The organism is Micromonospora sp. NPDC005205 (genome assembly GCF_040608275.1).
Lineage (GTDB): Bacteria > Actinomycetota > Actinomycetes > Mycobacteriales > Micromonosporaceae > Micromonospora.
Genome location: NZ_JBEXHV010000004.1, coordinates 377,392 through 389,885, shown reverse-complemented (window position 1 = coordinate 389,885; position 12,494 = coordinate 377,392). Strand labels below are relative to the sequence as shown.

12 protein-coding genes and 1 pseudogene are annotated in these 12,494 nt (G+C 69.9%); 7 read left to right on the top strand and 6 right to left on the bottom strand.

Going from position 1 to position 12,494, the window contains the following annotated elements; translation table 11 throughout:
- Positions 1 to 429: 429 nt before the first annotated feature.
- Entirely contained in the window at positions 430 to 1,440 is a 1,011-nt protein-coding gene (locus tag ABZU43_RS11555; RefSeq protein ID WP_355006435.1) for a mechanosensitive ion channel domain-containing protein, read from the top strand.
- Between the two features lie 4 nt (positions 1,441 to 1,444).
- Here ABZU43_RS11555 and ABZU43_RS11550 read toward each other — a convergent pair whose 3' ends face one another.
- Positions 1,445 to 2,560 (bottom strand): hypothetical protein, encoded by a 1,116-nt coding sequence (locus ABZU43_RS11550; protein WP_355006434.1) that lies wholly within the window; start codon positions 2,558 to 2,560, stop codon positions 1,445 to 1,447.
- A 218-nt stretch (positions 2,561 to 2,778) separates the two neighbouring features.
- Positions 2,779 to 3,330, bottom strand: coding sequence for a zinc-binding dehydrogenase (locus ABZU43_RS11545; RefSeq protein ID WP_355006433.1), 552 nt, complete (start codon positions 3,328 to 3,330; stop codon positions 2,779 to 2,781).
- A gap of 113 nt (positions 3,331 to 3,443) precedes the next feature.
- Between ABZU43_RS11545 and ABZU43_RS11540 the strand changes: the two genes are divergently transcribed.
- The 3 genes and pseudogenes from ABZU43_RS11540 (at position 3,444) to ABZU43_RS11530 (ending at position 4,289) form a co-directional block, all read left to right on the top strand.
- A complete protein-coding gene (locus ABZU43_RS11540) occupies positions 3,444 to 3,722 on the top strand; it encodes a hypothetical protein (protein WP_355006432.1) in 279 nt (92 codons plus the stop codon).
- A gap of 15 nt (positions 3,723 to 3,737) precedes the next feature.
- A pseudogene (locus ABZU43_RS11535) lies at positions 3,738 to 3,983 on the top strand (TetR/AcrR family transcriptional regulator); the annotation flags it as partial.
- A gap of 36 nt (positions 3,984 to 4,019) precedes the next feature.
- The gene (locus tag ABZU43_RS11530) at positions 4,020 to 4,289 is read left to right on the top strand and encodes a hypothetical protein (protein WP_355006431.1); all 270 of its coding nucleotides are present in this window, start codon (positions 4,020 to 4,022) and stop codon (positions 4,287 to 4,289) included.
- A gap of 85 nt (positions 4,290 to 4,374) precedes the next feature.
- Here ABZU43_RS11530 and ABZU43_RS11525 read toward each other — a convergent pair whose 3' ends face one another.
- Positions 4,375 to 5,586 (bottom strand): esterase-like activity of phytase family protein, encoded by a 1,212-nt coding sequence (locus tag ABZU43_RS11525; protein ID WP_355006430.1) that lies wholly within the window; start codon positions 5,584 to 5,586, stop codon positions 4,375 to 4,377.
- A gap of 198 nt (positions 5,587 to 5,784) precedes the next feature.
- The gene (locus tag ABZU43_RS11520; RefSeq protein ID WP_355006429.1) at positions 5,785 to 7,125 is read right to left on the bottom strand and encodes a glycosyl hydrolase family 18 protein; all 1,341 of its coding nucleotides are present in this window, start codon (positions 7,123 to 7,125) and stop codon (positions 5,785 to 5,787) included.
- Between the two features lie 374 nt (positions 7,126 to 7,499).
- On the opposite strand from ABZU43_RS11520, the gene ABZU43_RS11515 reads away from it, so the two are divergent.
- Positions 7,500 to 8,366, top strand: a complete 867-nt coding sequence (locus ABZU43_RS11515; RefSeq protein ID WP_355006428.1) for an alpha/beta hydrolase — start codon at positions 7,500 to 7,502, stop codon at positions 8,364 to 8,366.
- A 107-nt stretch (positions 8,367 to 8,473) separates the two neighbouring features.
- On the opposite strand, the gene ABZU43_RS11510 is transcribed toward ABZU43_RS11515, so the two are convergent.
- Complete coding sequence (locus tag ABZU43_RS11510; protein WP_355006427.1) at positions 8,474 to 8,740, bottom strand: hypothetical protein; 267 nt, start codon at positions 8,738 to 8,740, stop codon at positions 8,474 to 8,476.
- A gap of 97 nt (positions 8,741 to 8,837) precedes the next feature.
- Here ABZU43_RS11510 and ABZU43_RS11505 point away from each other — a divergent pair, with 97 nt between their 5' ends.
- Positions 8,838 to 9,923 (top strand): branched-chain amino acid aminotransferase, encoded by a 1,086-nt coding sequence (locus ABZU43_RS11505; RefSeq protein ID WP_355006426.1) that lies wholly within the window; start codon positions 8,838 to 8,840, stop codon positions 9,921 to 9,923.
- Positions 9,924 to 10,004: 81 nt separating this feature from the next.
- Here ABZU43_RS11505 and ABZU43_RS11500 read toward each other — a convergent pair whose 3' ends face one another.
- The gene (locus ABZU43_RS11500) at positions 10,005 to 11,234 is read right to left on the bottom strand and encodes a helix-turn-helix domain-containing protein (protein ID WP_355006425.1); all 1,230 of its coding nucleotides are present in this window, start codon (positions 11,232 to 11,234) and stop codon (positions 10,005 to 10,007) included.
- Between the two features lie 236 nt (positions 11,235 to 11,470).
- On the opposite strand from ABZU43_RS11500, the gene ABZU43_RS11495 reads away from it, so the two are divergent.
- Entirely contained in the window at positions 11,471 to 12,388 is a 918-nt protein-coding gene (locus ABZU43_RS11495; protein WP_355006424.1) for a dihydrodipicolinate synthase family protein, read from the top strand.
- Positions 12,389 to 12,494: the final 106 nt, after the last annotated feature.

Genomic DNA, 12,494 nt, shown 5'->3' with positions numbered 1-12,494 from the left:
GTCGTCGTGCCAGCCCACCTGGACACGCAGGTACAGACGCTCCCCGGGTTGGTGGTATTCCCGCAGTCTCCACCATTCCTGGACTCCAGAGTCCGTGAGGCGCGCGTCACGCCGATACCGGGCCGTTGCCTCGTCGAGGAAGCTGAACTGGCGCTTCTCGCGTGACAACAGCGGTAACCAGGTGGAACAGAAGTGGACTTGACAGACCAGTTTTACCGTGGCTGGGTTCGGGATCTCAACCTGACCGAGCGGATCACCGGAGAGACGATCATCCGCGCTCGCTCCCAGGGTTCGGGGGCAGCCCTCGTCGCGGAGCGGGTTGTTCGCCGATGTTGGCCGCCTGCCACTGGACGGGGTGGCACCCTGAGCACGTGGACAGGGCAGTGAGCCGAGGGAAGCTGGCATCGGGATTACCGTGAACGGTCTCTGATGCGTACCGCGTTGATCGTAGTGGCCGCGCTGACGACCGCGGTGGTCGTCGACCTGATCTCTGGCCTGGTCATCCGCCGGGTAGCCCGTGGCCGTTACCAGTGGTTGTTGGAGCCGCTGCGGCATGCCTGCCGCCGCCCGGCCGCGGCGCTGCTGCTGGTGGGGGCGCTGTACTACGCGCTGCCGTTGGGTCCGGCCGGGTGGCCGCGTCATCTGCGGCACGCCGTCCTGGTGGCTCTGGTGCTGTCCGGGGCATGGTTAGTGATCAAGGCGTTGCACGTCGCCGAGGCGGTCGCGTTCAGCCGGCTGCCGGGTGACGCGGTCGCCAGCCGACGGGTCCGGCGGGCCCGGACGCAGATTCGCCCCCTGCGGCGGCTCACCGTCGCCGTGGTCACCATCGTCGCGATCGGCCTGATCCTGATCACCTTCCGGCCGATACGCCTCTTCGGCGTCTCCATGTTGACGTCGGCGGGGGTGGTCGGGGCGTTGATCGGCCTGTCGGCCCGTACCGCGCTGGGCAACGCGTTCGCCGGTGTCCAGGTCGCTTTCGCCGACGGATTGCATGTCGGCGACGTGCTCGTGGTGGACGGCGAATGGGGCCGAGTTGAGGAGGTGAAACTGACCAACGTGGTGATCCGGCTCTGGGACGAGCGGATGCTCATCCTGCCGACGACGTACTTCACCGAGCGGCCGTTCCAGAACTGGACCCGGAACGAGTCCAGAGTGATCGGCAAGATCCAGATTCATGTCGACCACACCGCCGACCTGGACGACCTGCGCCGGGAAGCACGCCGGCTGGTCGAGTCCTCAGCGCTGTGGGATCGCGACCAGTGGGTGCTCCAGATGGTCGACTCCACCCCGCAGGCGGTGGTCATCCAGGTACAGGCTTCGGCCGCCGACGGCGCCAGCGCCTGGGACCTGCGCTGCGACCTGCGCGAGGGAATGCTTCGCTACCTTCGCGACCGCCATCCCCAGTGGCTGCCCCGCACCCGCAGTCAGTATCAGCCATGACCGATCAGACCCGCCCGCTCTCCTCATCTCGCCAGCCATCGGGCTGTGGGTGATAGCCGTATGCGGCGGCTCGAACCGTTTCCTCGTTCTCCAGCCCAGAGCCAATCGCGCCGCCGACGGTGGCCAGCGAGCTGGTGATCCAGGCGAGCGTCAGATAGTCGGTGAAGTGGACTGGCCGCTGCAAGGTCTGTTCCAACACGGTTGTGTCGACCAGCAGCGCCCCGACGAGCACCGTACCCACGAACAACACCACGTAGGACAGCACCGTTGCCAGAGTGAGGGTGAGGATCGTACCCAGGTTGAACAGCCGTGCCAGCTCACTCGGCGTCTCGCGGCTTGGCTTCTCCCACAGGTCGTGCGCGACGATCAGCCAGGCCACCAACGCTGTCAGCCCGAGCAGCATGATCACGGCAAGCCGGAGTCCGCCGAGCGCGTCGCCCATCTGCCAGATGGTGTCCGTGGTGAGCGCGAACGCGGCCGTGCCGAACGCGCCGACCAGCAGCTTCGACAGGCCCAGCAGGGCGCGCCCCGGACGGTTGGCGCGAACCATGCCGATCAACAGCCGTAGTCGGCCGACGAACCGCGAGGCGACGTAGCGCCGCTCACCGAGGTCGGTCTCGCCGACCACCCGGTGGATGGCGGGAACCCGGCTTGTCATCCTGGCCGGTGCCCAGTCGGCTGGCGGCACCCGCTGGTCGGAGGCGTCGGTCAGCAGCCGGCTCACCAGATCCGGAACGGCTGCCCGGGCCGCTCGCAGTTGGTGCAGTCCCAGGGCGGGCAGGGACACCACAGCGACTCGACGCCGAGCGGAGGTCTGCACGACCAGCGGCACCCGCTCAGCATGCAGCGGCAGGTCGGTCAGGCAGATCGCGACGTCCCACTGGTCGTCGACGCGCCGCGAGGCAAGATCATCGAGTAGTGCCTCAACGCCGCCGTCGCGGCGCGGCGCTACTGCTCCCCAGCCTTCCCGGACGGTCCACCGCACGTCCGCGTTCACCCGCTCGGCGAGCCCGCTGGTCAGTTCGGTGGTGAGCCGCTCTGCCACCCGGGCCGGATGATCCGGCGGGGTTGCCACGAGCCCGACGACAATCTCCGGGCGGTCGTGCGCACTCTGCGTCATCGGTGCTCCTCACCGGTAGCCGGGCTCGGCCGCTGGCCGCGAACGACACCGGGGGACCTACGCGCCGTCGCGGCAGCTCCCCGTGCCGGCTGAGGTAGCGGAAGCAGGCCACCGAGAGGAGCACCCGACCAGCCTGTACAGCGCCACCGCGACGCACTCGTCGAACCGGGCGCCCCGCCCACGCAGCCTAAGAGACCACCCCGATCGGTGCAGCGGATTCAGTGGAAGGGGCTCGCGGTCAGGACGATTCGTCCGAAGACCTCGCCGGCGTCCATCTTCTGGTGCGCCACTGCCGCCCGCTCCAGCGGCAGAACCTCGTGCACCACGGTCTGCAGTTCCCCGCCAGCGGCGGCGGCGAGCTGCTCCGTGCGTACGGCCTGTCGATCGGCCGCCGTCACCGTCGCCGCGCTGAAGGTGGCGAACGACATCGACTTCTGGAACGCGGCCATCAACCTTGTTCCGAAGTCCGCTGGCGGTTGACCGCCGACCGCCCCGACGGCCGCGAGCCGGCCGTTGGGGTTGAGTCGGTCGAAGAACGCGGGCATGTCCGGGCCCGCGACGACGTCGATGATGACGTCGTAGCCGGCGGGATCGTCCGAACCCCCAGCCCCGGAGCTGCCGAGCGTCACGGCGTCGACTGCGGGGAGGCCCGCCGGCAGGGACAGAACCTCAGCGATCGGGGCGACTGCCTGCTCGGCGTAGCCGCCGCCCGTACCGGTGAAGGCCCAGCCGCGTTGCCCTATCCACGCGGGGTCGATGCCGTCGCCCACGGCCGTGATCGTGCCGGCAACCTCGCCGCCCGGAATGTGGCCCTCGCGGAAGCCGTACGCGGCCAGAGCCGCTTCGGATCAGGACGTCGGCACCAGCCACACCGGCCGCCTCAATGGTGATCAACGCCTGCCCCGGAGCGGGCACCGGGACAGGAAGGTCGACGACCGCCAGGCCACGGGGATCGCCGAACTTCCTGATCATTACTGCCTTCACTGTTCGTCACCCTTCCCACGTCAGTCCTTCGTTCCCCACCAAGCAGGCGTTGGCCACGGAGGCGTTCGCGGATCAGATGAACGCGTGCGTTGCCGTCGTCGACGAAGGGCTCACCGACCCTGACCCCTGGCGCGGCCTGTGTCTCGTGATCGAACAACTGTGTGAGCTGGAAGCCTGAAGCCGAGGCTTCACCGCGGCGTTGACCTCGGCATTTCCCCACGCCGTGGACCTCCCCGCCAAGCGCGAAGCCGCCCTCGCCTCGCTGGCCGAACTGATGCGCCGGGCCAAGGGCACCGGCCACCTGCGGCCTGACGTGGGCCTGGACGATCTGGTTCTCATGCTGATGGCCAACGGTGGCCTGTACGCGACCTCGACGAACGCCCGGGCTGCCGCCTCTCGGCGCTTCGCCGCGCTCACGATCGAGGCGTTTCGCACCTGATCGGCACCCGGCTGGCGGCACGCGGACAATGGGGCGATGAAGCGAGATGTGAACCTGATGCGGTTGACCGGAACGCGTGCCGACGGCGCGGTGGCGACGGGCGCGGCGGCTACCGGCGCGCGGGCTGCGGGCGCGGCGTCGGTCGGTGCCCTCGCCGTGGGGGCGCTGGCCGTCGGGGCCGTGGCCGTCGGGGCGCTGGTCATCGGGCGGCTGGTGATCCGCCGGGCGGTCGTGCGGGAGTTGCGCGTCGGCCGGTTGGAGATCGACGAGTTGGTGGTGCACAGCCGACCAACTGCTGAGGCATGACCCACGCGGCACCGTTCGGTGCGCGCTCGGGCCGCCCGGGACGGGGTGGACAGCCTGTCGGTCTGCCCACCCCGCTGAGAGCGGGTCAGTAGCGACGCAGGACGCGCTTGTCGGCGTCCAGGTGGCGGTCGAGTTTGATCACGATGAACTCGTTGTTGTCCGCCTGGCCGGCAGTCCGGCCTGCCGACGACGGGAAGTTGTTGTCATTGAGGACGGCGAGCGTGCGGTCGTCGAGGATCACCACGTCCTCTATCGTCTGGAACGGGAACGTGAACGGGTCACCGAACCCACCGACGTGCCGAGGGTTGGCGATTGCCATCAGGTCGGCCACCAGCGTCTTGTCGAGCAGTCCGTCGCGGTTCCGGTCGCGCTTGTCGGCGAGGTAGATCTTCTTGACCTGCGCCGTCTCGCCCTGGCCGTTGTCCCGCTCGATGATCAGGAAGCGGTCGCGATCGACCATGATGGCGTCACCGATCGCGTGCGCGGGAGAGTCGAGCGCGTAGGCCCAGCGTCGGCCGGTGTAGGCGTTGGTCCGGGTGTCGAACTCGTTGAGCCGGAGGGTGCCGGCCGGATCACCCGTGGTCGTGCCCTCAAGCAGCGGGTAGAGCGTGCGACCGTCTGGCGACTGGGCCATGCCCTCGAAGCCCTTGCTGCTGGCGAGGTTGGCCGGGGTCGCGCCGCGGCCCGGGTTCTCGGGGGCGAAAACCCCGGGCAGCGGCACCGGCGCCTGCAGCAACCGGCCCGCCCGGTCGAAATGCAGCAGGTACGGACCGAACTCGTCACCGACCCAGTACGTGCCATCCGCCGTCCGGGTGATCGACTCGACGTCGAAGTCGGCTCCGGTGAGCACGCGGTCGGCACGAGTGAGCGGGAATGGCACCTTGCCGTACGGGTCGGTCAGGTTGATGCCACCGAGCACGTCCACCGCACCGCTGCCAAACTCGGGCGCGACCCGCTGAACACGCAGCACGAAGTCGGCACTGTTGGCCTTGTTGCCGAAGCCGTTGTCGGACAGCACGTCGAAGGTGCCGTCGGTGTTGCGCAGGACGCCGCTGAACCCCTGGATCGGTTGGTCGGCGAACGGCGGGGTGATCCCGTTGATGGGGGCACTGCCGAGCGACGAGCCGGACGGTTCGCTGCCGGGAACGAAGGTTGCCGCTGGCAGCGCGGCGAACGTCAACAACTCGGCCTGGTCCCACGTGTTCCGCTCAGCCGCCGCCGCGGTCGCGGCGCCCGGCAGCGTCAGGGTCAGCGCGACCGCCGCAGCAGTCAGGCCCACCCGCTTGCTTACTGCCATCAATCCTCATCTCTCCGGGTACGAGCAGGGCGTTCTCGGTCCGCTGGCACCGTAGAGCGATGCGGTGAACTCGAACTGGACACAGGGGAATGTCCGCTGAAACCGCCGGCGGATGCCGCACGGCTGTCGACGATGCAGAGCGCCGGGCCTCTCGCCTGCCGACGTACGGCTGGCGGGAGGCCCGGCGTTGGTCAGCCGTCAGCGGCCCTGCAGGCGCTTCACGTTGTCGCCGAAGGTCCACCCCTTCGACCCGTCCCAGTTGGCCGACCAGGTCATCAGGCCCTTGAGGCCGGGTACGGAGTTCCACGCCTGCGTGACCAGCGAGGTCGACAGGTGGCCGCCGCCCGCCCCGATCTGCGCCGGCAGGCCGGGGACCTGCTTGTCGTACGGCACCCGGATGGTGGTGCCCTGGATGGTGAGCCCGTTGTTCAGGCACTGGGTCTGCACCGTGAAGCCCTGCACGGTGCCCGCCGGGTACGAGTCGCCGGCGCAGCCGTACATGCTGCCGTTGTAGTACTGCATGTTCAGCCACCAGAGCCGGCCGTTGTCCACGTACTTCTTGATGATCGGGAGGTACGAGCCCCAGATCGAGCCGTAGACCACGCTGCCGCCGGTGACGTAGGCCGTCTCCGGAGCCATGGTCAGGCCGAAGTTCGACGGCATCCGGGCCAGCACGCCGTCGATGATCCGGATCAGGTTGGCCTGCGACGTGGACAGGGTGTTGATGTTGCCGCTGCCGGTCAGGCCGGTCTCGATGTCGATGTCGATGCCGTCGAAGTGGTAGGCCGTCAGGATCGGCACGATCGTCGCGATGAACCGGTCGGCGACCGCGCTGGAGCTCAGGTCGATGCCCGCGGCGGCCCCGCCGATCGACATCAGGATGGTGGCGCCGGCGGCTTTGGCCTGGCACATCTCGGCCGGGGTGGCAACCTTCACGCCGGCGTCCATGCCGTTCTCCCAGAGGACCGTGCCGTCCGAGCGGATCACCGGGAACGCCGCGTTGATCACGTTGTAGCCGTGCTGGTTGAGCCTGCTGTCGGTGATCGGGATCCAGCCGAGGCCGGGGTGCACGCCGTTGGAGGCCCCGTCCCAGTTCTCCCAGTAGCCCTGCAGCACCTTGCCGGTGGGCCGCGACTTCACCGCGCAGGTCCCACCGGTTGGTGGTGGCGTGGTGGGGGGAGGTGTGGTCGGTGGTGGCGTGGTGGGCGGCGGCGTCGTCGGTGGTGGCGTGGTGGGCGGCGGGGTGGTCCCCGAGCACGCTCCGAGGTCACGCCAGAGCGATGGAGTCGAGGCGGGGTTCCAGCCGGCGCCGGGGTGCGCGGTGTGGGTGACCAGCGCCTGGTAGAGCCGGCCGCCATAGGTGACCTGGGCGCCCGCCTGGTAGGTGGGTCCTTCAGCCCAGGTGGGGGCGGTGCAGGCGACCATCGGAACGGCGTTGGCCGAGGGTGCGGCCGCCATGCTGCTGGGGACGAAGGCGACGGCGGCCGTGACGGTCATCGCCGCCCCGGCCACCGCTGCGAAAATCCGACGTCTTCTCATTGCTCACTCCCCAGGCTTCGACGACCCGCGACCTCCACATATTGACGTTCGTGACGCTTAATATCAAGGGTTGTTTACAGATAACGGGAAGTTGGGGGAGTGGTCGGCGCGGGGGAGGTCATGAGCCCGTTTGGTGGCGTTTCCTCCCGCAAGGTAAAGTTGAGTTATTTTCCTCTTCTGTCCGAGATTCGCCGTTGGCGTGAATACGGTGAGGTCGGGCGATCAGGCACGTCATCGCGCCCAGCGGCTCGGCGTCATCGGTACACGCGCTGCTTCGTGGTGCTGTCGGCCGGTACGGCGTGGGCCGGGTCGCGATGGCGGCTGCGCACATCTGCCCGCGTTCGGAAACCACAGACCAACGAGGGAGAAGAGACATGCTCGGTATCTCGCTACGTCGGCCGAAGACCATCGCCGCAACGCTCGCCGCCGCGACGCTGGTGACGGTGCTCGGCTCAGCCGCCCCAGGCGTGTCAGCGGACGGCGGTGCGCGACCAATCCCGGACGAGGGGCATCGCACCAGACCGACCATCGTCCTGGTGCATGGCGCCTGGGCGGACGGCTCCAGCTGGAGTGGGGAGGTCAAGAGACTCCAGGCACGCGGCTTCGATGTCCAGGTCGCGCCGCAACCCAACCGGGGGCCGTCGATCGACAGCGGCTACCTGAAGGACTTCCTGTCCACCATCGAAGGTCCCGTCGTGATCGCCGCCCACTCCTATGGCGGTTTCGTGACGAGCGACGCCGCGACCGGCAACAAGAACGTCAAGGCAATCGTGTTCGTCGACGCCTTCGCCCCGGACAAGGGGGAGACCGTGGAAGAGCTCACCGCGGGCTCCGGCTCGATTCTCGAACCAGCCCTGACCGACCCCACGAGCGTCTTCAAGCTCGTACCGTTCCCCGGCGCCCCGGAGGGCGCGGCCGACGCGTACGTCCTGCCGAAGGTGTTCATCCCCGGCTTCGCCAACGGTCTGCCGCGGCGGCAGGCGGAGGTGCTCGCCGTGTCCCAGACCGCTCTGGCCACGAACGCGCTGGGGGTGCCGGCCACCGAGCCGGCGTGGAAGACGATCCCGGTGTGGGCGGTCATCGGCACCGAGGACCGGGTCATCCCGCCGGCCAGCCAGGAGGCGATGATGAAGCGGGCGGGCGCCGACATCACCCGGATCGACGCCGGTCACCTGGGCCTGATCTCGCATCCCGGCGAGGTCACCGAGGTCATCCTGGAAGCGGCCCGGACGACCGCCTGACGTTCTCCTGACCTCGGCGGCAACGTGAGCCGGATGGCGGAAAGGCCGGCCGTGGCATCGCGGTGAGCGATGCCACGGCCGGCCGTGGTGTCAGTCGGGCCGTGGTGTCAGTCGGTCGCCTTGGCGGCGGCCTCGATCTGGTTGGTGACCGCGCCCGCGTCGGTGACCATGGACAGGTGAGGCGCGTTGATCTCGGTCGTGTGCGCCTTGGCCCTCCTGGACATGGCGATCTGCTGAGCGGCGGGGATGACGGCGTCCTGCTTGCCGACCACCGACCACGAGGGAATGGTGAGCCAGGTCGGCTCCTTGGACTCCTCGACCAGGGCTGGCGAGACGACGGGACGCACGTGCCGCGCCCCGAGCGGATGGCGCACCGTCGGTATTCTGCACCCGTCATCCGACAACCTCCCCTGCGTGTTCGTGCTCGGTGACCTGAGCGCCCAGGGATGCGGCCCTTGAGAGGACCCGGCGATGAGCCTGTCGTTCCCGTTGCACCAGAATCCGAGCCCGGCGAGCGCGCAGCGGCGAGCCGAGATCATGGCCAATCCGGGGTTCGGCACGTACTTCACCGACCACATGGCACGGGCGGTGTGGAGGCCCGACGGCGGCTGGCAGGACTCCGAGATCATCCCCTTCGGTCCGATCCTCATGCACCCCGCGGCGGCCGTACTGCACTACGCCCAGGAGATCTTCGAGGGCATGAAGGCGTACCGGCACCGAGACGGCTCGATCTGGTCGTTCCGGCCGCACGCCAACGGCGAGCGCTTCGCCCGGTCCGCCCGGCGGCTGGCACTGCCCGAGCTGCCGGTGCCGGACTTCATGGCCTCGGTCGAGGGACTGGTCCGTGCGGATCAGGTGTGGGTGCCGGACGAGGACGAATACAGCGTCTACCTGCGGCCGTTCATGTTCGGCTCCGAGCCGTTCCTGGGGGTTCGCCCGGCAAAGGAGATCACCTACATGGTGATCGCCTGCCCCGTCGGCGCGTACTTCTCCGGTGGCGTCAAGCCGGTCTCCATCTGGCTCTCCACCGAGTACACCCGGGCGGCGCGGGGCGGCACGGGCGAGGCGAAGTGCGGCGGCAACTACGCCTCCAGCCTGGCGCCGATGGTCGAGGCCGCCGAGCACGGCTGTGAGCAGGTCTGTTTCCTGGACGCCGCCGAGGGCCGCTACGTGGAGGAGCTCGGCGGCATGAACCTCTACTTCATCACTGCCGACGGACGGATAGTCACCCCGGCACTCGGCACGATCCTCGAGGGCGTCACCCGGGCGTCGATCCTCATCCTCGCCAAGGATCTGGGCCTGGAGGTCGAGGAGCGCCCGGTGGAAATCAGGGAATGGCAGGAGGGTGTGGCGTCCGGCGCGATCACCGAGGTCTTCGCGTGTGGCACCGGCGCCGTGGTCACGCCGGTCGGGCGCCTGGTCTGGGAGGGCGGCGAGGTGACGGCCCCGAAGGCCGGCGCCGAGGACTCGGTGACCATGCGGCTGCGCCGCCACCTGCTCGACATCCAGTACGGTCGGGCCGCCGACCCGTACGGGTGGATGACCCGCCTCGTCTGACGAGGAACGCCCGGGACCGTCCCGACGGCCGCTCTGACCAGCCGCTGCTGTCCGCTGGGGCCCCACCGGCGGGCGGCGGCGTCACGGCGTGCGGTAGTGGCCGGTGAGCCGACCGAGCTTCATGGCCAGGTGCAGGCACAGCCGTTCGTTGCCGTCCTTGAGGTCGGTCCCGGCGAGCTGTTCCACCCGTTGCAGCCGGTAGTAGAGGGTCGTCCGGTGCAAGCGGAGCTTCTCGGCGGTGGCGTGCGCGTTGCCCGCCAGGTCCAGGTAGGCCTCCAGGGTCTCCAGCAGCACCTGGTGGGCATCGTCGCGCAGCAACCGCTCCAGCCCGGGATGGACGCCCGCGACGGCGAGGTGCTGAGAGTCCAGTTGGGACAGCACCCGGTAGATGCCGAGGCCGGCCCAGGAGACCACGCCGCCCAGCGCGGGCAGTTGCGTGCCGACCCGGGCGGCCTGCGCGGCCTCCTGGTAGGACTCCACAGCGTCGGACAGCCCGGCACGAGGCTGGCCGATCCCGGTCACCGTCCGGTCCACCGAGGCCAGGCCCCGGGTCGCGGTGCCCAGCGCGTCGTTGAGGTGCCCGGCGGAGGCTTCCGGCGAGGGTCGGCCGGCGACCCGGTCGCCGCAGACCAGCAGCACCCCGTGGTCGTGCCAGACCAGGTGCAGCGTCTCCCGCACGCCGATCCAGCGGCGGGTGTTGACCAGGGCCTGTTCCAGGGCGATCCGGGCCACCTCGTCGGGCTGCCGCCCGGCGGCCGGCACGAGCTGGGCGACGAGCGCGACAGTCGACCCGTCGGCGACCACCACGCCCTCCTCCAGCAGCGCCCGCGCCGCGTGCTCGCGCGCCTGCCGGCTCTCCACCAGCAGGGTGCGGGTGGCCTCGGTCTCCCGCTGGGAGGCGAGCTCACCGAGCAGGTTCTCCCGGTACAGGGCCAGCGACAGGTCGGCGAAGGGGCCGGTCGCGGTGGCGATGTCGGCATCGGTCATCGAACCGTCCGCGTCGATGAACCAGACGAACCCGAGCAGCAGGTCGTCGTGCCGGATCGGCACGCACACCCTTGCCAGCAGGTCCAGTTCGGCGCACGCGGGGGTGCGGATCGGCGCGTGCGCCGTGAGCACGCCCATGTCCCGGAACCAGGCGATCACCTCCGGCGTCGTCTGCCGGCGCAGGATCGACGTCCGCCGGACTTCGTCCATGGGACCGTCGTGCTCGCTGTAGGCGACCACCCGCTGTCGGCGATCCTCGATGAGGGCGGGTCGGCCCACCCGGGCGGCGACGGCGTCGACGATTCGCTGGAGCTCACCGTGCATATAACTCCCCTGGTTGCGCTGCGTGACAGGGATCGCGCGACCGCCAGTCCTTACCCTCCGGTGCCGACGGGTCATCGCGCAAGGTCCACTGTCGAAGTCACGACAAAAAGACGGGCGGTGACGCGGCTGTTCCGGCATCTGTCCGAAGACCGCAGCGGCGGACGTTTCTAGGGTTCCGGTACGGATCGCGTCGGCGCCGCCACGCCTGGCGGCGCCGGCGGAGGGGGGGCTTGCGGGTGGGAACTGGTAGGCCCTGGCGGGGCGTGTTGGTCTCCATCACCACGCCGTTCCGCGCCGACCTGTCGGTCGACGTCGACAAGCTCCAGGAACACGTCCGCTGGCTCGCTGCCGAGGGGTGCCACGGGGTCGCGCCGTGCGCGTCGGTGGGGGAGTACCGGGCTCTCAGCGACGACGAGCGGGCCGCCGTGGTTCAGGCGACGGTGCAGGCCGCGCCGCCCGGCTGCGCGGTGGTGCCCGGCGTCGGTGGCTACGGCAGCAGGCAGGCCCGCCGCTGGACGGAGCAGGCCGCCATGGCCGGTGCCCACGGCGTGCTGGCGCGGCCACCCGAGGGGCCCGCTGCCCGCCCCGCCGACGTGGTCGCCCACTATCGGGAGGTGGCGGCGGTCGGCCTGCCGGTGGTCGCGCACAACGAGCCGTCCGACACCCGGTTGGACCTCACGCCGGACCTGCTGGCGACCGTTGCCGAGATCGACGGGATCGTCGCGGTCAAGGAGGTCACCGGCGACGTACGCAGGTTGCATCGCCTGCGGGACCTCTGCCCCCACGTCGACGTGCTGGTCGGCGCCGACGACGTGGTGCTCGAGCTGGTGCTGTGCGGCGCCACCGGCTGGGTCGCCACAGTGCCCAACGCGCTGCCCCGCCAGGCCGTGCGCCTGTACGAGCTGTGCGTCGCCCGCGACCTGGGCCGGGCGCTGCCGCTCTACGCCGAACTGCACCCGATCCTCGGTTGGTCCTCCCGGCCCGAGTCGGTGCAGGCCGTGAAGCTCGCCATGGAGTGCGCCGGACGGTTCGGTGGGCGGTGCCGCCCACCGCGCGGACCCCTGTCCGAGGCCGCCGTCGACCAGGTACGCCGGGACGTACGGCGGGCCCTTGCGGCGACCACCGAACCGGCCTCCGGAGCCTCCCCTGGCTGAGTCGTCGGGGGCGTCGGTCCTTCAGGTGTCGGAAGCGGCCGGCTCACCTGCCGACATCTGCACGGTGACCGGCACCGACCCGCGCTCCTAGATTCGCTGCGCGGCC